Genomic DNA, 20,781 nt, shown 5'->3' on the forward strand with positions numbered 1-20,781 from the left:
AATACTCGCTAAAGTACCCCCTGCGAAGGCGCGCTAATGTACACAAGCAAGCTCGTAAACGCAATCTTATTCCTGCGGCCATGCACTAAAAAAGTCAGCAGGGTTTTGTTCGCGCGGTGCATGCGGCGGAACCGTGGGCGTACCCAGATAAATAAAGCCGATAATTTCTTCACCCTCAATTAAACCCAATGCTTCTTTTACTATTGGATCGTAAGCCATATCGCCCGTGCGCCACACTGCTCCAACATGTGTTGCAAATGCGGCATTAAGCAAATTTTGCGTAGCAGCCCCCGCCGCAATGATTTGCTCAACCTGCGGCACTTTCAGATTAGGCTGGCACTTCGCGATGGAGACAATAATCATTGGCGCACGCTGGGGCATAGCATGGCAGCGATCCAATTCAGGCTGAGTAATCGCTGGATTTCTTGCTGTAGCGGCCTTGGCAAACAGCCCTCCAAGCTGAATAAGCCCTTCCCCTTCCACGATGAGAAAGCGCCACGGGCGCATATTGCCGTGATCGGCAGCCCGCATCGCCGCACGAAACAAAGTGTTCAGTTGCTCCGGCGTAGGTGCCGGTGCAGTGAGCCGGGGAGTTGATACACGCTGATGCAAGGCTGTAATAGCATCCATAAAGCTGAAACCTCATTGATAAAATCGTTCAAAACACAGGGAAAGCTGCGTAATACACTATAGCCAAGTCGAATATTGGCCAAATCTGTACCATACTTTCCGCTAAATACACTATTCGGCGATTATAAAGTCGATTGCGTACTTAAGGTTGCGATAACCCCATTGCCAACCAGAATCTTTTCGGCCGACAATAATATGCAAGTACCGACTCTTGTTCTCGCGGTAGCCATAGAAATCTATCTGGCGTTGCTTATCGCGACTGTTGTTGTGATTCTTTATGCATCCAAACAAAAACAGCTGGTTCGCCGACAACAAGAAAAACTGCTCGAGCTGATTGAAACAATCAACGCTGTCAGCTCCCCCGCTTCACCAGCGACAAAATCTTACAAACAACTGATCTACGACCAGCTGGAGCTAACGCAAGATCGCTTTGCACTGATTGCTCCGCGCAGCGATATCAGCGAAGCACAACCCTCCAACCTACCGATCAACCAACGTATTGTTGCTCTGCGCTATGCATTCCTGCGCGCAGAAGAGCTGGGCACTACCGAAGTGCCTGGCAGTGAAGGCTATTGGAACGTCTTTCGCCAAACACTAGAACCGCTGCTTCAAACTGGCATTGACAATGAACTTGGCACATCTCTAGATGCAGACGGTAATGAAGAGCTGGAGATGTATAAAAAGCGAGTTGAGAATCTAGAGAAATTTAAAAAACTGTTTTTTGATCTGGAAAAACGCTGGAACGAAGCCCAAGCCAATGCGCAAGGTTATTACAACGAACTTTATGCTATGGCCGATGGTATAGAGGATCGAGAGAGATACGAGATGCTGCTTGAGCAATATGGCAATAGTTACAATGAGATAACTCATTATATGCACTCCACCAATGCTGCGATTACGGGGCAACCAGTTGAGGGCAAGACCATTAATATTGTTCGTCAGGATCCGCGCGCAACAGAAGAGATCATGAAGTTGCGCAATGTAGCGGCTGACCAATACCGGGTAATCAGCAACCTGCAACGCAAACTGGAAGACGCGAAAACCGCTGAAGAGAAAGATCTTGTAATTAAGGAGTTAGAACAACAACTGCAACGACAAGTGCGCTTTGTTCAAGAATCAGACACCTGTGTACAACTGCTTGAGGAAGAACTCAACAAAGCTCATGAGCAACTAGCCAAACAAGGGGAGCAAATTGAACACGATCATTTACTTGAGGAGGAAAATCAGCGCATCAAAGAGACACTGCAAAATTTTACCCATGAAAGCAAAGAACTGCTGGGAAACCTGGAAGACTTGGAACGGGAAAACAATCAACTTAAAAATGACTTGGAAGATACTCTGACAACACCAAGGGAAAGCCCTGCAAATCTACAACAAATCCAGCGTGAATTTACTGAATTACGCAAGCAATATACCGAATTAGAAGAAAAATACCTGGAATTGAAGTTTAAATAATAAGCAATCTGATAATTCAGTGACACATTCCACAACAGGTAGACATTTCCAATAAAAACCCGTTTAATTCACTGGCTTAGGCAAGCAGAGCACCATTTTATAGGGATTCCTTACTGACCAAATAACTACAAGGTTTTCAGTCCAATGAACAGTAAGACCGACAGTCAACAACTGCAAACTGAATCTCCCATACAACAGTATTATTTTCGCGCCCTCATCTGTTTTACCGCCTCCGGCACCCTTGCCTCCTTTATTGATTGGAATCATCCCAGTATCGCCCATATGGGCGTCATTGTATTTTTGCTTATCTACGCTTACGCCACCTACTATTTCACCCGCAAACAAATTCCCGAGCAAATTAGCCGCATCAATCGCTGGCTATCCCATGTGGATGCAGCATTGATCGGTGTTGTATTGAGCCTAACTGACTTTAGTATCCTACCCTGCGTCATGTTTTTAACCATGATTCAATTTAACGCGCTAATAAGTGGCGGGGTACGCAAGCTGCTGGAAGACAATAGCGCGTTTGCGGTAGGTGTCATCCTAAGCCTAATTATTCATAAACCCCAGTTAGTGCTCTCCAGCAGTATAGAAATAAGCGCCGCCAGCCTGATCGGTGTCGCCACCTACTTTTTGGTCTATGCCATATATATGCATCAACGCTTTCACAAATTAATGATCAGCCAAAAACAGCTCGAAAACGAACAAAAATGGCATAAGATTCGCGCCTATAAGTTGTCACGTTATTTACCACCCACCGTATGGCAGGCGATTAATCGCGGCGATGACAAAAATCTGCAGGCAGAGCGCAAACGCATCAGTGTGTTTTTTTCTGACATTAAAGATTTCAGCCAACTCTCAGAAGAAATTGAGGCGGAAGCATTAACCGAACTGCTCAATCACTACCTCACCGAAATGTCAAAAATCGTTGCGCACTACGGCGGCACTATCGATAAATTTATGGGCGACGGTATTATGGTGCTGTTTGGCGATAGCAACAGCAAGGGAGTTAAAGACGATGCAACCCGCTGTGCCGCCATGGCGATTGCAATGAAAAAACGCATTAAAGCTATGCAGGTTGAATGGTTTAACCAAGGCATTAAAAAGCCACTGCAAGTACGCATGGGCATTAACACTGGCTATTGCACCGTGGGCACCTTTGGCACCTCCAATCACCTTGATTACACCGTTTTGGGCACTCAGGTTAACTTGGCTAGCCGCCTTGAATCTGCCGCAGAACCGGATGAGATTCTGATATCGCATGAAACCTGGTCACTGGTAAAAGATACCGTCATGTGCCGTGACAAAGGTGAAATTCAGGTGAAAGGTTTTTCGCTGCCGGTAAAGGTTTATCAAGTGGCAGATTTACGCAAAGAGATGGGCAAAAACCAAAGCTACTTCGAGGATCGCGCCGAAGGCTTTTCTATGTATTTAGATATGGAAAAAGTGCGTAACTACGACAAACAAAAAGTTATTGAGTCACTTGAAAAAGCCGCGAACCGCTTAAAAGATAAAGTCATAGTCTAAGCAATAACCAGTAGCGCGGCATGCACTACTGGCGAATCAAACGCCGCAGCTCTGGTTTAAGATTCGGGTTGCTAGCGCGAAACGGATTAATATCCAACCCGCCCCGCCGCGTATAACGTGCATATACCACCAACTCCTCCGGCATACATACGCGTGTAATATCGCTAAAAATCCGTTCCACACAATGCTCGTGAAAATCTTGATGCTCGCGAAATGAAATAATGTAGCGCAGCAAATTCTCACGTTGAATTTTTATGCCCTTGTAGCGAATCACAAGGCTCGCCCAATCCGGCTGCCCCGTCACTGGGCAATTGGTTTTTAATAAATGACTCACCAAGCACTCATCTACCACCTCAAGTTCAGTAGTAAGCAACTCAGGAGCGGGATGGTAGTTATCAACCACCACATCCAACTCATCTAATAATTCACCTTGCACTTCTGCGATTTCCGCCAAATGTTGCGCAGCACGCGCCGGTGTATTTAACGGTGTTATCACAACACGAACATCTGCATAGGTGACGCGCGCAAGATCTTGCGCAATCAGTTGCTCAACCTCAACCGCACTATCAAAATGCGTTTGATTCAGCGAGTTCAAATACAACTTGAACGATTTTGATTCCACAATGAATTCACTGGAACAAGGAATAAAAAACTCAGCCACAGCCACAACCGGCTTACCCTTTTTATCCAACCAGGACAACTCATAACCAGTCCAAATATCCACACCGTAAAACGGCAACTCATCGCCTATACCCAACAAGCTGCGCGATTCAGCGCGGGCAATGGGAAATAATAATTGCGGGGCATACACCGAAATATAATCAGTTTGCTGCCCAAGGGGATTGTGGCTCATCGCAACTCCTGCCAGATCAAGCGCGCAAACGCTTGCCGGTTTTTAATAAATGCATCGCAACCGTAAACAGGATCACCACAAAGATAGTTAACCCTACCAATGCCGAACCTATGTGCACATCGCTAACGCCCAGCATGCCATAGCGAAACCCGTTTACCATATGCAGAATGGGGTTAAACACCGATACCTGCTGCCAAAACTCCGGTAACAAGTTAATGGAATAGAACACACCACCAAAGTAAGTGAGCGGGGTTAATACAAAGGTGGGAATGATGGATACATCATCAAAGGTATTGGCGTAAATTGCATTGATAAAACCAGCCAAGGAAAACAGCACCGACGTCATAAACACAATAAATAGCGTCGCCCCCCAATGATGAATAGATAATTTCGTAAAAAATAACGACATGATAGTCACAATAAAACCTACCGCCACTCCCCGCGCAACACCGCCCATGACATAACCCAGTAAAATAATATAGTTAGGGGTGGGTGAAACCAGCAGTTCTTCAATACTGCGCTGGAATTTTGCACTAAAAAAAGACGATGAAACATTGGCGTAGGCATTGGTAATAACCGCCATCATAATTAAGCCCGGTGCAACAAATTCGATGTAGCTAAAACCCGCCATATCGCCGATGCGGCTTCCAATTAACTTGCCAAAAATCACAAAATACAAAATCATGGTGATGGCTGGTGGCAACAAAGTTTGAATCCAAATACGGGTGAAACGCTTAATTTCTTTGCGCAAAATGGTGAGAAAGGCAATCCACTGCTCTTGTACATTCATGATTGCACCTCTTTTTGTGTAGCGGCCAACAAATCTTTATTCCCATTGACCATCGCAACAAACAACTCCTCCAAGCGATTGGATTTATTGCGCATGCTGACAATCTCAAACCCTTGTGCGGTTAATTGCGTAAATACCGCGTTAAGCGATTGCCCTTTATCCACTTCAACTTCAAAAGAGTGATCATCAGTTTTTTCGACACGATGCCCCGCTAGGCTTGGCAAATTATGCAAATCACCCACCACATCAAAAATGAATACTTCTTTATTAAGCTGTTGCAGTAAATGTTTTACGCTGGTGTTTTTAACTATGACACCCTGATCAATAATCGCCACGTTGCGGCACAAACTCTCCGCCTCTTCTAAATAATGGGTGGTGAGAATAATTGTAGTGCCTGCCGCATTGATCTCGCGCAGAAAATCCCACATGGAACGACGCAGTTCTATATCAACACCCGCTGTAGGCTCATCAAGAATCAACAGCTGTGGCTCATGCACCAGTGCCCGCGCAATCATCAAACGCCGCTTCATCCCTCCCGACAACATGCGCGCAGGTGTGTGGCGCTTATCCCATAAACTTAATTGTTTTAAATATTTTTCAGTTTGCTGCAACGCCTGTTTGCGCGGCAACCCATAATACCCAGCTTGCTGCAGCACTATGTCTTCCACTTTTTCAAACATACTGAAATTAAATTCTTGCGGAACTACGCCCAGGTATTTTTTTGCACTGGAAAAATCCGTATCAATATTTTTACCAAACACCTCCACCGAGCCTGAGGTTTTGCGCACCAATGAACTAATAATGCCAATGGTGGTGGATTTACCTGCGCCATTTGGCCCAAGTACAGCAAAAAAATCCCCGGGCATCACATCCAAGGAAATACCCTTTAGTGCTTCGAATTTTTCGTTGTAAACTTTGCGCAGATTTCTTAATGAGAGTGCCGGAGTCATAACCCCTCGCAATAATGAATGAAAGTCAAAAAATTTATCACCAGATCAGGGCGCTGTATGTCGATTTCAAGTTTGGAACAATCCATTTACGACCAAGAGTATTATACCTATCATCTGGAGTTGCTCGCCGCTTTCAGCGCGCAAGTTCAAGAATTGCCGCCTTTTAATACAGAACCCCCTAGCGAGGATGATCAGGAGTTTCTCGCCGCACTCACCCAGTTGCCCCACCGATCCCATGAGCCAGGCTTTCTTGAGCAAGGCCAAACACTCATGTGCCGAGTTGTCGGCTCCTATCCGCATTTGATGCCGTTATTGTATCGCGACCTGCTGTGGTTTTTTGGTGGTGATTGCCTGCATTTTATGCCGGATGAAGAAATTGCGGTGTTCCAACGATTAGACGAGCAACGCGAAGAGGCAAAAGAGCAACAAGTGCCGTTCAGCTATAAAGAGGCGCGCGCAAAAACAATGGGAATGCATTAAACAGAATAAACGCAAGGGAATGCGACGCCCAAGCGGGCAAATATATTTTGAGAGAATGAGGAAAGTAAACTAAGAGATGAACTGAGTAAAAATGGAGCGGGAAACGAGGCTCGAACTCGCGACCCCAACCTTGGCAAGGTTGTGCTCTACCACTGAGCTATTCCCGCAAAATGTGGCGTCCCCTAGGGGACTCGAACCCCTGTTACCGCCGTGAAAGGGCGGTGTCCTAGGCCACTAGACGAAGGGGACATTTTCAAAGCTACCTAGGCGGCAACTATAAAACGTACTTCACTAACAGATTAAAACTTACAATTTTTTACTACTTAACTCTTTACTACGAGTTACTACTAACTTCTCACGGTGAGAGAAGTTGGAGCGGGAAACGAGGCTCGAACTCGCGACCCCAACCTTGGCAAGGTTGTGCTCTACCACTGAGCTATTCCCGCATATTGGCGTCCCCTAGGGGACTCGAACCCCTGTTACCGCCGTGAAAGGGCGGTGTCCTAGGCCACTAGACGAAGGGGACCCGGACCATCTCACGCTTAACCTACTCTTTCAAGTCGATGTCTGCGTCAGAAGTGGGGCGCATTCTAGGGACAGGTGCCGCCTGTGTCAACACTTTTAATTCTTTTTTTATCGGAGTGGAAACAAGCACTTAGCGAACTTAAACAAGAAATAAAATACAAACTCTAGTGCCATTTTTATCGGTGCTATACTTGAGGCAACTATATGCCCAGCAATTAACCAATAAGGTCTTTAATACATCATGTCGGTATACGTTATTGCCATAATACTTTTGTTGCTGATCTTGCTGGCGGGGTATTTGTTTTTATCTCACGCGATTGAAAAGCGACGCGCGCGGCGCCAGCGGCTCATTACCGCACTACGCGCACGACGCAACTCTTTTCGCGATCTTGCCACTGGTTTTCCTTCAGGTTTTTTATCTGCCGACTTAACTGCCCTGCTCTATCGCGCACTAATAGACTGCAGCGAGCAACTTTCACGCCTTGAGCCTAGTGACCCAACTCACGCTGAATACTTCAACCTTTACACAAATCTGCTGGCCGCGCAAAAAGATACCCCTGACCAAACCCGTACGCGCTTGGATAACCCGCAGCAAATGAAAGAAGCGCAAGGCTTACTACAAGAGCTACACAAGTTTGTGATGCAACAATCCGCATTGCATCTAATTAATCAAGTGCAAACTGATGCTTATGTCGATCAGATCAACCGGCTAGTATTGCAAATCTCCGTAGATGGCCATGTCTTTAACGCTCGCCAATCACAACAAATCGGTAAAATTCGCCTGGCCATTCATTATTACACCTTGGCTCGCAAAGCCTTAATCACGGAAAAAGCCGGGCGTAGCTTTGACAAACAAATAACACAACTGGACACCATCATCGCCAAGTTGCAAGAAAAAGCTGATGCGACACCAGAGAGCACCGAAACGTCTACCGAAACAAAACCTGGTGCAACTGCCGATATCACATCCAGCAAAGAGTGGCAGCAGTTCGACGAGGAAAATGATAAGTGGAAGAAAAAACAAATTTACGATTAATCACCCAACTACAATGGGCACCAAATAACCCTCTTCCCTCACGGATATTCCAGCACCTGTTTTAACTGCAAGATATTTTCCGCCACCCAATCCCTATTCACTGCCCCCCAAGCCACGACACGATAACTGCCGCTGATATTTTCCAACTCGATAGCCAGCTCATGAATAGCGGCCAGAGTATCTTGAGCGGTACGTCTTGGCATACCTGTAGCGCTGATTATTTTAGGAACTGTGTTAACTCCCTGCGCGATTAACCAGGCAACATAAATTCGGCGATAAAAACTGGTTTTAGTTTTACTGTGGGCATTCATAAAGCCTCTCCAAGCATCGAAAATTCATGATCCAGTATCGTCTTTATCAAAGAAATTTGCACTAGAATGGCCTTATGATTCCGCTTTTCACTTGGTGCTCCCATGTTAATTAATTGCGTTGCCTATCAAGAAGGTAAAAAGCTCTGTGATATCCCTGTAGTGGAAATCAGTGAGTACGTAAAAAAGAATGATTGCTTTGTATGGGTCGCATTAAAAGATGCTGAACCGAATGAACTCGACCAAATGCGACAGGAATTTGGTTTACATGAACTAGCCGTTGAAGATGCCCATGTCGGTCACCAGCGCCCCAAAATTGAAGAGTATGGCGATTCACTTTTTGCCGTCATGCATACCGTGGAATTTAATGACGGTGAATTACATGTGGGCGAAGTGGATGTATTCGTCGGGGAGAATTATGTACTCTCTACCCGCAATCGCACCCAGCAAGGATTCCTCGGCGTACGCGCCCGGTGCGAACGCGAACCACATCATCTTGCCCAAGGTTCAGCATTTGTTTTTTATGCATTGATGGATGCGGTTGTCGACCGCTACTTTCCCGTCGTTGTCGCCTTTGAAACCGAACTGGAAATTATCGAAGATCAAATCTTTACCAAAGGATCGCAGCGCGCCAATATTGAGCGACTCTATGAATTAAAACGCAAGGTTACTATTTTAAAACACGCAGTTGCGCCCTTGCTGGAGGCGGTGGGCAAACTCGATGGCGGCCGTGTTCCGCCAATAGTGGCGAACACCAAAGATTATTTCCGCGACGTGCAAGATCACCTCTATCGTATCAACACTTCAATCGACTCGATTCGCGACACTATTAGCACCGCGATTCAAGTCAACTTATCCATGGTGAGCATCGACGAAAGCGAAGTGAATAAGCGCCTCGCCGCTTGGGCTGCCATATTTGCCGTCGCTACAGCGTTTGTAGGTATTTGGGGGATGAACTTCGAGCACATGCCAGAGCTAAAATGGAAATACGGCTATCCAGTATCACTCGGCATTGTGTCAGTAATTTGTGTGTATTTGTATTATCGGTTTAAAAAATCTGGCTGGCTGTAAACAAGATTACGCCAGTGTATCTTGTAAATTTTTTGTCGCCTCTACCGCAAAACACTCAACATGTTCACCTTGCGCCAGTGTGCCAATAGATTTTTTCAGTGGCACACGGCGCGGGGTAAAGCTAAACAAATCACTGCGCTCAGCGTAGTGACGCACCATGTGGCTGACCAATACTTCGCCCGGCTCTGCCGCAGCCTCCATCCGCGCCGCCATACTTACTGCAACCCCTTCTAAATCAGGGATATCAGTCACTTCATTGTGAACTATGCTCACTTCACCCAATTCCACACCTATCCGCAATTCAAATCCGGCCGCGCGTAAAACGTTGCGCATCATGCACGCGCAGGCCAAACCTGCTGTGGCATTTTTAAAGGTCACGCGCAGTGAGTCACCTTCCATATTGGGATGATCTGCCGACCACTTTTTAAGGATCGGTTTTACCAAGCCGCGAAATAGCGCTAACTTTTCCGAAAGCTCGTCATTCCCCCATTGGGAGAAACCTTTTAAATCCATAAACAAAATAGTGAGTTTGCGCACTTGTTCTTGTTCATGGTCAGCGGCAAGCTCCAATAATCGCGGCCAGAACTCCTCGCGAATCGCCGCCATTTTTTCTTTCAGCTGCACATGTAACTGGGTATTAGTGCGCAACATTAATTGCGCGAGCTGAATACGCTCAGCTTCAGTTTGCAATTGATTTTTTAACTCGGTCGGGTTGTGCCTGCCCACCTCCTCCACTACAAATTTTACCAGCGCGCCGCCAGCGACATCACTGATAGACTTTAGACGCAATATTGTGCCCCAGTGAACCGCGGCTAAATGCTCCAAGAAAATGGGCAGTGTTGCCAACTCATGGTCGGCAAGGCGATAGGGGTAGCGCAACTCAATCGTAATAGCTTCAGCAAAAATGCGCTCAAATTCATGAGGGCGATAAACGGTTTTTTCCTGGCCATTTTCATCCCAATAAGCATGGGCACATTTAATATTAGCGATATTCCAACCAGCACTGGTAATTTTCCATAATTTACTGCCAGTAATAGTAGCCCCCGTCAATCTGACCTTGCTGAGATTGGCGCCGCGCAAATCGCAGTCCGATAAATTGGCGCTCGCAAAATCGGCCTTGTGTAAATCCAGCTGATGCAGATCTACGCCGGTTAAGTTAGCCGCTTTAAACACAGCTCCCGACAAGTTAACGCCGCGCATATTGGCGCAACTCAAATTAGCGCCCGTGAAGATAGCATTGGATAAATCCGCATTGCACAGATTAACGCCCGCCAGATTGGAATTGCTAAAATCCACGCGCGCCAACTGTTGCGCTTCCAAATTACTGCCCGCTAGTGATACATCGCGCAGAATCAAACTGCTGATATCATGACCGCGAAAATCAATATTTTCCAAGCGGGCATTACGCGTATTTGCGGTAAGAATTTTGGCAAGAAATAAAATTGAGCCGCTCAGATCGCAGCGTGATAGATTAGCTGCAATAAGTTTTGCATAAGAAAAATCATTGTGCTGAAAAAAGGAACCCTGCAAATTTGCGAAAATCAAATCCGCATATTGGAAGCTACAGTGAGCAACCCGCGCGTTACAAAAGGATACTTTAGAAAAATCGTAGCCGTTAAAATTCATTCCCTCCAACTCGACACCATCCAGATTAATGTCAACATTAGCCTGACGCTTACGCCAGCTATTCCAGAATGAAGCTCCTTGCTCCAACGCGTGCAGAATTTGGGCTTTATCCATCAAGATCTATCTCCGTAATAGCCATAAAATCAGCAAAGCAGCTCAACAAAAAATGGTGAGCTGCTCTTTTTCACTTGTTAATTGCGCTTTTTGTCGCCGCGCCATTGTACGCGATACAAATCGTGACGACGGTCTTTCAGGTTTTGCACTGTACCGCTATTGCGTGCCTGGATTAATAAATCGGGGCGCAAATCAGCAAAGCCGACCATCTCTACATTAGGCGTGGTATCGGCCGCAATACCATCGCGGGCGAAGGGGAAATCACACGGCGTCAGGATACAACTTTGCGCGTATTGGATATCCAAATTCGCCACATTGGGCAAGTTGCCCACATTGCCCGACATCACTACATAAATTTGGTTTTCTACCGCGCGCGCCTGGCAGCAATAACGCACACGTAAATAACTTTGGCGTTCGTCGGTACAGAAAGGCACAAACAAAATTTGCACACCCTGATCGACTAAGTGACGTGCCAGCTCGGGAAATTCGGAATCGTAACAAATCAATACGCCGATGGGGCCGCAGTCAGTATCAATTGCACTCAGGCTGCTGCCGCCTTCTATATCCCACCAGTAGCGCTCGCTCGGTGTCGGATGAATTTTCGGTTGCTCAAACGAACGGCCATCGCGCAAAAATACATAACTAATATTTTCAATGCGGCCATTTTCTACACGGGTAGGATGGGAACCGGCAATGATATTAACGTTGTATTGCAAAGCCAACTCGCGCATGGATTCTTTAAAACGCGGCGTATATTTAGTTAGCGCCTCTATCGATTGACTGGGCGATAGTTCCTGATCCTCAATAGATAACAATTGCAGAGTAAATAATTCCGGAAACACGACAAAATCACTTTTGTAATCGGCGACCACATTGACAAAATATTCAATATTTTTCATGAACTCGCCAAAAGAGCTCACTTTGCGCAATTGATATTGCACGGTGGCGATACGCACTACATCGGGCATGCGCACCCCAAATTGTTTTACTGGTTTCTCTTCTTTGAGTTGCACTTTGGGATTATACCAAGCCATGTGCGCGGCATACCCCATGGATTGATCATCATCGGGCAAATAATTTTCAATTATTCCGAGCACTTCAAAACCATTGCGCAATTGAAATGACAATACCGGATCTTTGATTTTTTTATGGACTACATTGTCAACATAGTTCTCAACAGTTTTGAACTTGCCGATACGTTTTGCCAGATTGGGAATTCGCCCGGCAAAAACCACGCCTTTTAAACCCAAGCCCTGACATAATTTTTTACGCTCATTGTAGAGCCGCTGGCCAATGCGATAACCGCGATAACTATCGTCAATACAAACTTCCATACCGTACAGCCAATCACCATTAATATCGTGACGCGAGGCATAACCATTTCCGGTGATTTCATGCCAGGTATGCGGCTTTAAACCAATCTTCTCGGCAATACGAAAAGTCGCACAATAACCAACCAACTCGTCGCCAACCATCACGACAATCTGCCCTTGGGCAAAATTATTAATCTGCCCGACAATCGCCGCAGGTGAATAGACTTCCATTTTTAGCGGTTTATAGACACGTTCAGACAAAGCAACAATGGCGGGAACATCTTTTACCGTCGCATTGCGTACCGTTAAGTGCGTATTGGGGTCACGCAGAGGGTTAATCGTTTTACTTGGCATTGCTTCCTCGCAGATTTATCAAGACATCAAACATAAAAAGGTTATACGCATTTCACGCGACAAACTCAAATTGAACCCTTTATAGGTACTCCCCTTTACAACGTAGATTGCGCCTTTCCCCCTCGCGCCGCTTTCTTTATAGTAGGCACCCTCTTTTACCGCGAATGAGAAAGTTACATCATGGCTCAATATGTATTCAGCATGCATCGCCTTGGCAAGATAGTACCGCCCAAGCGCGAAATCCTTAAAGATATTTCCCTCTCTTTCTTTCCCGGCGCCAAAATCGGCGTACTTGGCCTGAACGGCTCGGGTAAATCCACGCTCTTGCGCATCATGGCCGGTGTGGATCAGGATTTTAATGGCGAAGCTCGCCCTATGCCGAACCTGAAAATCGGCTATTTACCTCAGGAACCGCAGCTCGACCCAGCCAAAGATGTTCTGGGCAATGTACAAGACGGTGTGCGCGAAGCGGTAGATGCGCTAGCCGAACTCGACCAGATTTACGCCGCCTACGCCGAACCCGATGCCGACTTTGATGAGCTGGCCAAAAAACAAGCCAAGTGCGAAGACATCATTCAAGCTTGGGATGCCCACAATCTGCAACACACATTAGAAGTCGCCGCCGATGCGTTGCGCCTGCCGCCATGGGATGCCGACGTGACTGTGCTTTCCGGTGGTGAACGCCGCCGTGTGGCTCTGTGCCGCTTGCTATTGTCGCGCCCCGATATGCTCCTGCTCGACGAACCCACCAACCACCTGGATGCCGAATCCGTTTACTGGTTAGAACAATTTCTGCACAACTTCACCGGCACCGTAGTGGCGATTACCCATGATCGCTACTTCCTCGATAACGCCGCTGGTTGGATTCTGGAACTCGATCGCGGTCATGGCATTCCGTACGAAGGCAACTACACCAGCTGGCTGGAACAGAAAGATGCGCGTTTAGAACAAGAACAACGCACTGAAGCTGCGCACCAAAAAGCATTGAAAACCGAACTGGAATGGGTGCGTCAAAACCCTAAAGGCCGCCAAGCCAAGAGCAAGGCGCGTCTCGCTCGCTTCGATGAATTGCAATCGCAAGAATTCCAGGCGCGTAACGAAACCAACGAAATTTACATTCCGCCGGGCGAGCGTTTGGGCGATAAAGTCATCGTGCTGGAAAACGTGAGCAAGGGGTATGGCGACCGCCTGTTGATCGATAACTTGTCACTGAGCATCCCCAAAGGTGCAGTGGTCGGTATAGTCGGTGGTAACGGTGCGGGTAAATCAACCTTGTTCCGCATGATCGCCGGCAGCGAAAAGCCGGACAGCGGTACTGTCACTCTCGGCGAAACCGTAAAAGTCGCCTATGTAGAACAGAGCCGTGAAAACCTCGACGATAAACATTCTGTCTGGGAAGCCGTATCCGGCGGTGCAGACGTGTTGAAAATCGGCAACTACGAAGTGAGCTCGCGCTCTTACCTGGGTCGCTTTAACTTCAAAGGTGGCGATCAACAAAAACGTGTGGGTGAACTGTCAGGTGGTGAACGTGGCCGCTTGCATCTGGCCAACACCCTAAAGCAAGGCGCTAACGTGCTGTTGCTCGATGAGCCGTCAAACGACTTGGACATCGAAACCCTGCGCGCCTTGGAAGATGCAATCCTCGCCTTCCCCGGCTGCGTATTGGTGATCTCGCATGACCGCTGGTTCCTCGACCGTATCGCGACTCATATCCTCGCCTACGAAGGCGACTCCGATATTGTTTTCTTTGAAGGCAATTACACGGATTACCACGAGGATTTCGTCAAGCGTAAGGGCAATGATTCACAACCCAAGCGTATGAAGTACAAACCACTGAAAACTTAAACCCCAAGGGCAGCTCATACGAGCTGCCTTTTCTGTATCCAGTACCACACTCTAGAGTCAAATAACCTATAACTAATGACGATACGATTAATATCTTCTGAGACGGAGCACCTATGCGACTAAAACACATCTTACCCATCTTGCCATTCGCGGGGCTGGCAAGCAGCGCCCAAGCAGCCACCGGAGGGATCGACCTAACCAATGCTGCTGTTGGCTTTTTTGCTATCGGGGTCTTTGTAGTTGCCTACGCCTTGGTAATGGCTGAAGAGGCGCTACACCTGCGTAAATCCAAACCGGTACTGGTTGCCGCTGGTATCATCTGGATCGCCATAGGTATTGTGTATACCGCAGCGGGTCAACAAGAGGCGGCGCAACAAGCCTTCCGACATACCCTCCTCGAATTCTCTGAATTGTTTTTGTTTTTATTGGTGGCTATGACTTATATCAACGCCATGGATGAGCGCAATCTATTTGATACCCTGCGGGTATGGATGATCCGAAAAGGCTTCAGTTATAAAACCCTGTTCTGGCTAACCGGTATTTTGTCGTTTTTCATTTCTCCCATTGCCGACAACCTAACCACCGCGTTATTGATGTGCGCGGTGATTATGAAAGTCGGCGCAGGTGACAAACGTTTTATCAATCTCTGCTGTATCAATGTGGTGGTCGCCGCTAACGCTGGCGGCGCCTTCAGCCCCTTCGGCGATATCACCACGCTGATGGTTTGGCAGGCAGGCATTCTGCCTTTCCATGAGTTCTTTGCCTTGTTTATTCCCGCTGTAGTCAACTTTGGCTTGCCAGCATTGATCATGAGCTTTTTTGTTGAAAATCGTAAACCCGAGCCAGACACCAGTGAAGCCACCACACTCAAACGCGGCGCGCGCCGCATTCTGGCATTATTCTTATTCACCATTGCTACCGCTGTAGCCTGCCATAGCTTCCTCCATTTACCGCCAGTACTAGGCATGATGATGGGCTTGGGTTATCTGCAATTTTTTGGCTTTTTCCTACAGAAAACACTGCCCCGATCATTGGAGCGCAAACGCGCCGATGCAGAGCGCCGCGGCGATATGGAGGCCATGCGCCGCTTGGGCGACGTTATGCCATTCGATGTATTTAACAAAGTCGCCCGCGCAGAATGGGATACCCTGTTGTTCTTCTACGGCGTAGTAATGTGTGTAGGCGGATTAGGCTTTATGGGCTACCTCGCACTTATGTCTGATTTGCTCTACAACAACATGGGCGCAGTAACGACCAATATTATTCTCGGCGCCGTCTCAGCGGTTATCGACAACATTCCGGTTATGTTCGCGGTAATCAACATGCACCCGGAAATGTCTCAGGGTAACTGGTTGCTCATCACCCTCACTGCAGGTGTAGGCGGTAGCATGCTTTCTATCGGCTCGGCGGCAGGCGTTGCGCTTATGGGTCAAGCGCGCGGCTACTACACTTTTATGGGCCATTTGAAATGGGCACCGGTAATCGCTCTGGGTTACTTCGCTAGTATTGGCGTGCACTTATGGTTGAATTCTTCGCTGATGTAATTAGAAGCGACAAATAAAAAAGAAAACGCAGATTATTTTTAATAATCTGCGTTTTTTTTATTCGCCAAATAGCCAATTGCCCTCTACATTTTTGTCAGTGCAAAATTTTAATAATTATTGCACTGCAACAATGACCTCGATCGTCATCTAAATCAACAGCTACATTGCAGCGGTAATATCGCGTAATTCCCACGGTGTTATTGCGCCGACTACTATGATCGTGGTTGCTCATATTGTATCGATTTATATTATGAGTAGTTTTTACTGCAATATTTTTTAATCAGAATTTTTCGCCAAACAGGGAGTTGACACACAAGCGAAATAACTTAACAAACATTTAATCAAAATAAGGATTTGTTATGGCCCAGCTTACCTCCGCAACACAAGTATTAATTGATACTGATGCCGATTTTGATGACTACCTGGCGATGCTTTATTTACTCAAGCACCCCGCCATTCAAGTGACTGGCATTACCGTCACCGGAACCGGTGATGTTCATTTAACACCCGGCGTCAGTAATGTCAGCAACATGCTCACTTTGCTTGATGACCCCCTTGCTTTAAAAATTCCTGTCGCACGCGGTGCCAAAGCACCGATGATTTACAGCAACACCTTTCCCGGTAGCGACCGCACCGCAGCCAATGAGCATTACAACGCGAATTTTCCTGCAACCAATCCCACACCAACCATTGATTGCGCGCACACTTTTCTACGCAATTATTTTATCAACAGCACTATGCCAACCACGGTATTGTGCATTGGCGGCGGATCAAATTATGGGCGCCTGTTTGAATCAGCCAAAAACGATCCGGAATTGCGTGCGGCGCTGAAAAAAAATCTCACCAAAATCGTGATGATGGGCGGCAATTTGCTACCGCAATTTACGCCATCCGGATTTGACGGTGCGCAGGGCAATATTCAGGCAACCATGCAACCCACGCCCTACTACACCAATAAAGTTGCAGAATGGAATATTTTTGTGGATGTACGCGGCGCGCAGGAAATTTTTTCCAGCGGAATTCCCATCACTCTGGTTGCATTAAACGCAACCCAACAAGTTCCTATCACTGCCGATTTTGTGGAAAAAATAAAACGCATCAATAATCCCGCCACCAACTTTCTTTACGCCGTGTTAACCAGCAGCACAATTAAAGATGGGATTGGTAAATACCTCGACTTTTGGGACCCACTTGCCGCTTGCGTATTAACCAACCCATCACTGGTGACTACCCAAACCTTATCGCTGCGTATCGAGCAAGAACTCAACGAAGAAGATGATCACTCAGGAATGATCATCGTGGATAAGAGCGCAGGCTGTCCGATCGACGTTGCTCTCAGTGCTGATGCCGAAGCGGTCTACAGCACCTATTTGGAAATTATCGCGCGCTAAAAAAACAGTATTTTGCATACTAAAAATATCGCAATCACAATTTTCCATTACCAAAACATTTTAATTATTAAACTTTTTTAATTATTAAACTTATCTGATTATTAATAAGGACCGTGTTATGAAACGCACTTTATTTGCACTCGCCTGTGTGCTTGCCGCCAATACAACGCTGGCCACCAACACCAAGACTGAAGCCTATCGCAATGCCGCTATACCCGCACCAGCAGACTGGCAAGGCCCCACCTTTAAACTGAGCCATAACTACCCCAAACAGCAACCGGCTGCATGCACTGCCGCTGAATGCCCTTGGTTGGCAATTGATTTGAATATGGATAAAACCGATTTTTCCGCAGCGGGCATACCCTCCTGGGAAAAAAATTCGGTGTACAACCAATACATCATGAGTATTCTGGATTACGTCAAAAAAGGACAAACCCTCGACCTTAATAATACGGAAGGATTTAAAACCCAAGTTGATGGAAAGGAGCAATGGTTTCATATTCCCTGGATGGCATTTAATCAACACACCGGGCGCGAATTTGTACATGGGTTAACGAACGAGCGCACTGCGGTCATCAGTGATTTTTACGGTGAAGAACGGCAGGGTTTACACGCGCTGCCCAATGCCAAGAGCGGCAGCGAAGCCGGATTTGAAACCTGGGCAGTTGGTATGTATAACAATTATGGCGGCTACACCATTGGCCAAAGCTGGAGCAAAAAAGGCACGCCCAATATCGAAACCATCAATGGCATTACCTCCACTAAAGGCATGCCATTTATGGAAGGCACTGTGGTGGTGAAATTTTTATTTACCACCGCCACACCCGCCGATGTGCCCTACTTAGCCGGCAGTCCGGTTTGGCAAGCAGATCGTCACGTGGAAACTAACCAAAAATTTTCATGCGCGCGCAAAGTGCAAGAAGTGCGTTTGGTTCAAGTGGATGTTGCCGTTGTCGATAAAAACTCCCCCAGCCGTTGGGTCTACGGCACCTTCGCTTATATAAACGGCAAGGGAAAAACCCTATGGGATAATTTACAGCCAGTCGGTTTGCAATGGGGAATGGATGCCTGGACATTCCCTGCGGTTCCTAAATCTGAATCCATTCCTGCGCGCCAAAGTGTGTTGAATAAATCCATCACCGCATTTGAACACTTTGGTTGCAATGGCCGTCTCGCTGGCCCGGTGGATAACAAACTCAGTTCTTGCATGTCCTGTCACGGTGGTGCCTTTGCCAATACCGCAGGTAATACCTTTGCGACAGGTGCCTATAGCCCACCTATTTTTGGCTTCCCCGGCCTGTGTGAACAATACAGCCAGGACAATGCAGAATATTTCCAAACCATTCAATTCCCACAAGCCTATACCGGCGGTAATTATCCCGACACCATGAATCTGGACACCTCGTTGCAAATGCAAATTGCACTGCAAGAGTGGTCGCTGTTTAAAGCCAAAGGCAAAGCCGCTGCAGCCTGCGAGGAATAACAATGAAAAAATTATTATTAGCCGTCAGTGTGCTTGCTATCGCCAGTGGCAGTGCAATCGCGCAAGACAATATTTATAAAGATTTAAAACCGGTCATTAGCGGCACTCCTTTAAACGAAGTGCCAGCGCAACCCTTTGCTGCCTCGGGCGTGGTAAAGCGCCCTTTCTTTGATTATTTTAATTGGCAAAATTTTATTGCGCTCATGTGGCCAAGCCAGGTGAAATCTCACGGCGTTCCTTACCAGCCGCAAAATGCAAAAGTGTTTGGTAAATACACTAAAGATCTCCAACCTGTGTGGCTGGGCTGGAAATCTGCATTTGATTTGTTTCCGCAAAATGGCGACAAACCGATTGCGTGGAAGCAAAACAATGGCACCGCTGCCTGTCGCAATATTAAACCGGGCGATACTCGCCCGGTATTAATGAGTGGTTCAAAATTCACCTCAGTCGCAGATGAACTGGATCAAGCATTTGGCGGCCCACTGCCCGACCAAACCGGTTTGTTTACCCGTTATGAAGTGCGTATGAATAAAGTTGAATATGATTTTGTGCGTAATAACGGCTACTACAACAAAATTAACTGGCCCGAAAGCGGTATTATTTTGCCCGCTGGCGATGGTGAAAAAATAGCGGGCGTTATGGAAGTCAAAGCCGCTTGGCGCGATCTACGCAAAGTGGATAAAAAATTCCACTCGCGTTTTTTCACACTGGAAAATGCATTGGTTTCCATTCCCGATACCTGTAGCGATCAACCCAACAGCATGATTGTGTGCGATTGTGAACCCACTACGGTCGGCTTGGTCGGGTTTCACATAGCGCAAAAAACCCCGGATTTTCCCCAGTGGGTATGGGCCACTTTCGAGCAGGTGGATAACCTGGGCGAAGATGCCAGCACGCCAAAAGATATGCAGCCCTCCTACTACGATCCGGAACTTTATAAAAAGTATCCGAACGTATTGCGCGCAAATCCGGCGGCACACCCCGGCTCTAATCGCGTGCCGGACGCCAACGATTTTAATCCCGAACCGATTAACGTTGTGCGTCTCAGCCAGATTCCAGACACACCAAAACCGGCGGAAGGCGCGCAAGATTATTCGACCACAGGCATGAATAAAATGTATCGCGAAATGCTTAAAGGCACAGTGTGGGAACACTATCAATTGATTGGCAGCCAATGGCCGCAACTGCCTTCCATTTCCCCCAAAACCCCAACTGATGGTGATTTTGGTTGTGAAGATGGCACTGAGGTACAAGCGGGTGGTATGCCATTTCCACAATGCCAATTAGCAAACGTCACTATGGAAACTTATCACCAGTACGACAGCTGCATGAATTGTCATCAGGGCGCACAGCGTGCCGGTGCAGATTTCAGTTGGCTACTGGCAACACGCGCTTATTTGGGCGAGCCACCTCAAACTATTTCACACGCTATTTCACACAAAACAATTTCGCACGAAATCAAGTCTGAATAATAAACAAGATCAAA

Annotated in this window: 17 protein-coding genes and 4 tRNA genes; 10 read left to right on the forward strand and 11 right to left on the reverse strand. The window is 47.0% G+C overall.

The genetic code is table 11. The features are described 5' to 3' along the window. Window positions 1-66 precede the first annotated feature (66 nt). On the reverse strand, window positions 67-630 hold the full coding sequence (locus tag AC2CG4_RS10410; RefSeq protein ID WP_484486193.1) for a nitroreductase family protein: 564 nt from the start codon (window positions 628-630) through the stop codon (window positions 67-69). A 195-nt stretch (window positions 631-825) separates the two neighbouring features. Here AC2CG4_RS10410 and AC2CG4_RS10415 point away from each other — a divergent pair, with 195 nt between their 5' ends. Continuing rightward, complete coding sequence (locus AC2CG4_RS10415; RefSeq protein WP_484486194.1) at window positions 826-2,085, forward strand: hypothetical protein; 1,260 nt, start codon at window positions 826-828, stop codon at window positions 2,083-2,085. 144 nt (window positions 2,086-2,229) lie between these two features. Then, the gene (locus AC2CG4_RS10420) at window positions 2,230-3,612 is read left to right on the forward strand and encodes an adenylate/guanylate cyclase domain-containing protein (RefSeq protein ID WP_484486195.1); all 1,383 of its coding nucleotides are present in this window, start codon (window positions 2,230-2,232) and stop codon (window positions 3,610-3,612) included. 25 nt (window positions 3,613-3,637) lie between these two features. Here AC2CG4_RS10420 and queF read toward each other — a convergent pair whose 3' ends face one another. From queF to AC2CG4_RS10435, 3 genes are read right to left on the reverse strand one after another with little or no spacing between them, the layout of a single operon-like run. After that, window positions 3,638-4,465 (reverse strand): NADPH-dependent 7-cyano-7-deazaguanine reductase QueF, encoded by an 828-nt coding sequence (queF, locus tag AC2CG4_RS10425; protein WP_484486196.1) that lies wholly within the window; start codon window positions 4,463-4,465, stop codon window positions 3,638-3,640. 16 nt (window positions 4,466-4,481) lie between these two features. Then, entirely contained in the window at window positions 4,482-5,255 is a 774-nt protein-coding gene (locus AC2CG4_RS10430) for an ABC transporter permease (RefSeq protein WP_484486197.1), read from the reverse strand. Continuing rightward, window positions 5,252-6,205: an ABC transporter ATP-binding protein gene (locus AC2CG4_RS10435; RefSeq protein ID WP_484486198.1), complete on the reverse strand. Its 954-nt coding sequence runs from the start codon at window positions 6,203-6,205 to the stop codon at window positions 5,252-5,254. Before AC2CG4_RS10435 ends, AC2CG4_RS10430 begins: the two co-directional genes overlap by 4 nt. 57 nt (window positions 6,206-6,262) lie before the next feature. Here AC2CG4_RS10435 and AC2CG4_RS10440 point away from each other — a divergent pair, with 57 nt between their 5' ends. Continuing rightward, window positions 6,263-6,685, forward strand: a complete 423-nt coding sequence (locus AC2CG4_RS10440) for a PA2817 family protein (protein WP_484486199.1) — start codon at window positions 6,263-6,265, stop codon at window positions 6,683-6,685. Between the two features lie 92 nt (window positions 6,686-6,777). On the opposite strand, the gene AC2CG4_RS10445 is transcribed toward AC2CG4_RS10440, so the two are convergent. The 4 genes from AC2CG4_RS10445 to AC2CG4_RS10460 all read right to left on the reverse strand — a co-directional run bounded on the left by AC2CG4_RS10445 (window position 6,778) and on the right by AC2CG4_RS10460 (window position 7,211). Then, window positions 6,778-6,852: transfer RNA gene (locus AC2CG4_RS10445), tRNA-Gly, on the reverse strand. A 6-nt stretch (window positions 6,853-6,858) separates the two neighbouring features. Further along, window positions 6,859-6,934 (reverse strand) — tRNA-Glu (locus tag AC2CG4_RS10450). A gap of 122 nt (window positions 6,935-7,056) precedes the next feature. Further along, window positions 7,057-7,131, reverse strand: a tRNA-Gly gene (locus AC2CG4_RS10455). Window positions 7,132-7,135: 4 nt separating this feature from the next. Then, window positions 7,136-7,211, reverse strand: a tRNA-Glu gene (locus tag AC2CG4_RS10460). A gap of 240 nt (window positions 7,212-7,451) precedes the next feature. Here AC2CG4_RS10460 and AC2CG4_RS10465 point away from each other — a divergent pair. Further along, window positions 7,452-8,246, forward strand: coding sequence for a hypothetical protein (locus AC2CG4_RS10465; protein WP_484486200.1), 795 nt, complete (start codon window positions 7,452-7,454; stop codon window positions 8,244-8,246). A 38-nt stretch (window positions 8,247-8,284) separates the two neighbouring features. On the opposite strand, the gene AC2CG4_RS10470 is transcribed toward AC2CG4_RS10465, so the two are convergent. Continuing rightward, window positions 8,285-8,557 (reverse strand): helix-turn-helix domain-containing protein, encoded by a 273-nt coding sequence (locus AC2CG4_RS10470; protein ID WP_484486201.1) that lies wholly within the window; start codon window positions 8,555-8,557, stop codon window positions 8,285-8,287. Between the two features lie 102 nt (window positions 8,558-8,659). On the opposite strand from AC2CG4_RS10470, the gene corA reads away from it, so the two are divergent. Then, on the forward strand, window positions 8,660-9,625 hold the full coding sequence (gene corA, locus AC2CG4_RS10475) for a magnesium/cobalt transporter CorA (RefSeq protein ID WP_484486202.1): 966 nt from the start codon (window positions 8,660-8,662) through the stop codon (window positions 9,623-9,625). A 6-nt stretch (window positions 9,626-9,631) separates the two neighbouring features. On the opposite strand, the gene AC2CG4_RS10480 is transcribed toward corA, so the two are convergent. Further along, the gene (locus AC2CG4_RS10480) at window positions 9,632-11,365 is read right to left on the reverse strand and encodes a pentapeptide repeat-containing protein (protein ID WP_484486203.1); all 1,734 of its coding nucleotides are present in this window, start codon (window positions 11,363-11,365) and stop codon (window positions 9,632-9,634) included. 77 nt (window positions 11,366-11,442) lie between these two features. Beyond that, window positions 11,443-13,032, reverse strand: a complete 1,590-nt coding sequence (locus AC2CG4_RS10485) for a nitrilase-related carbon-nitrogen hydrolase (protein WP_484486204.1) — start codon at window positions 13,030-13,032, stop codon at window positions 11,443-11,445. 180 nt (window positions 13,033-13,212) lie between these two features. Here AC2CG4_RS10485 and ettA point away from each other — a divergent pair, with 180 nt between their 5' ends. From ettA to AC2CG4_RS10510, 5 genes are all read left to right on the forward strand, one after another. Further along, window positions 13,213-14,877 (forward strand): energy-dependent translational throttle protein EttA, encoded by a 1,665-nt coding sequence (ettA, locus tag AC2CG4_RS10490; RefSeq protein WP_484486205.1) that lies wholly within the window; start codon window positions 13,213-13,215, stop codon window positions 14,875-14,877. Window positions 14,878-14,990: 113 nt separating this feature from the next. Next, window positions 14,991-16,421 carry a sodium:proton antiporter NhaD gene (nhaD, locus tag AC2CG4_RS10495; protein WP_484486206.1) on the forward strand — a complete coding sequence of 477 codons (1,431 nt, stop codon included), beginning with the start codon at window positions 14,991-14,993 and terminating at the stop codon, window positions 16,419-16,421. A 359-nt stretch (window positions 16,422-16,780) separates the two neighbouring features. Then, window positions 16,781-17,812: a nucleoside hydrolase gene (locus AC2CG4_RS10500; RefSeq protein ID WP_484486207.1), complete on the forward strand. Its 1,032-nt coding sequence runs from the start codon at window positions 16,781-16,783 to the stop codon at window positions 17,810-17,812. Window positions 17,813-17,930: 118 nt separating this feature from the next. Further along, a complete protein-coding gene (locus AC2CG4_RS10505; protein ID WP_484486208.1) occupies window positions 17,931-19,295 on the forward strand; it encodes a hypothetical protein in 1,365 nt (454 codons plus the stop codon). 2 nt (window positions 19,296-19,297) lie between these two features. Further along, entirely contained in the window at window positions 19,298-20,767 is a 1,470-nt protein-coding gene (locus AC2CG4_RS10510) for a hypothetical protein (protein WP_484486209.1), read from the forward strand. Window positions 20,768-20,781 lie beyond the last annotated feature (14 nt).

This window comes from Cellvibrio sp. ATLC23, assembly GCF_057196725.1.

Bases quoted from the DNA above. Each gene is read 5' to 3' on its own strand.
- AC2CG4_RS10500 (WP_484486207.1), top strand. From the start codon at position 16,781: ATGGCCCAGCTTACCTCCGCAACACAAGTATTAATTGATACTGATGCC.
- AC2CG4_RS10430 (WP_484486197.1), bottom strand. From the start codon at position 5,255: ATGAATGTACAAGAGCAGTGGATTGCCTTTCTCACCATTTTGCGCAAA.
- ettA (WP_484486205.1), top strand. From the start codon at position 13,213: ATGGCTCAATATGTATTCAGCATGCATCGCCTTGGCAAGATAGTACCG.
- AC2CG4_RS10510 (WP_484486209.1), top strand. From the start codon at position 19,298: ATGAAAAAATTATTATTAGCCGTCAGTGTGCTTGCTATCGCCAGTGGC.
- AC2CG4_RS10480 (WP_484486203.1), bottom strand. From the start codon at position 11,365: ATGGATAAAGCCCAAATTCTGCACGCGTTGGAGCAAGGAGCTTCATTC.
- AC2CG4_RS10440 (WP_484486199.1), top strand. From the start codon at position 6,263: ATGTCGATTTCAAGTTTGGAACAATCCATTTACGACCAAGAGTATTAT.
- AC2CG4_RS10465 (WP_484486200.1), top strand. From the start codon at position 7,452: ATGTCGGTATACGTTATTGCCATAATACTTTTGTTGCTGATCTTGCTG.
- corA (WP_484486202.1), top strand. From the start codon at position 8,660: ATGTTAATTAATTGCGTTGCCTATCAAGAAGGTAAAAAGCTCTGTGAT.
- AC2CG4_RS10415 (WP_484486194.1), top strand. From the start codon at position 826: ATGCAAGTACCGACTCTTGTTCTCGCGGTAGCCATAGAAATCTATCTG.
- queF (WP_484486196.1), bottom strand. From the start codon at position 4,465: ATGAGCCACAATCCCCTTGGGCAGCAAACTGATTATATTTCGGTGTAT.
- AC2CG4_RS10485 (WP_484486204.1), bottom strand. From the start codon at position 13,032: ATGCCAAGTAAAACGATTAACCCTCTGCGTGACCCCAATACGCACTTA.
- AC2CG4_RS10410 (WP_484486193.1), bottom strand. From the start codon at position 630: ATGGATGCTATTACAGCCTTGCATCAGCGTGTATCAACTCCCCGGCTC.
- AC2CG4_RS10505 (WP_484486208.1), top strand. From the start codon at position 17,931: ATGAAACGCACTTTATTTGCACTCGCCTGTGTGCTTGCCGCCAATACA.
- nhaD (WP_484486206.1), top strand. From the start codon at position 14,991: ATGCGACTAAAACACATCTTACCCATCTTGCCATTCGCGGGGCTGGCA.
- AC2CG4_RS10435 (WP_484486198.1), bottom strand. From the start codon at position 6,205: ATGACTCCGGCACTCTCATTAAGAAATCTGCGCAAAGTTTACAACGAA.
- AC2CG4_RS10420 (WP_484486195.1), top strand. From the start codon at position 2,230: ATGAACAGTAAGACCGACAGTCAACAACTGCAAACTGAATCTCCCATA.
- AC2CG4_RS10470 (WP_484486201.1), bottom strand. From the start codon at position 8,557: ATGAATGCCCACAGTAAAACTAAAACCAGTTTTTATCGCCGAATTTAT.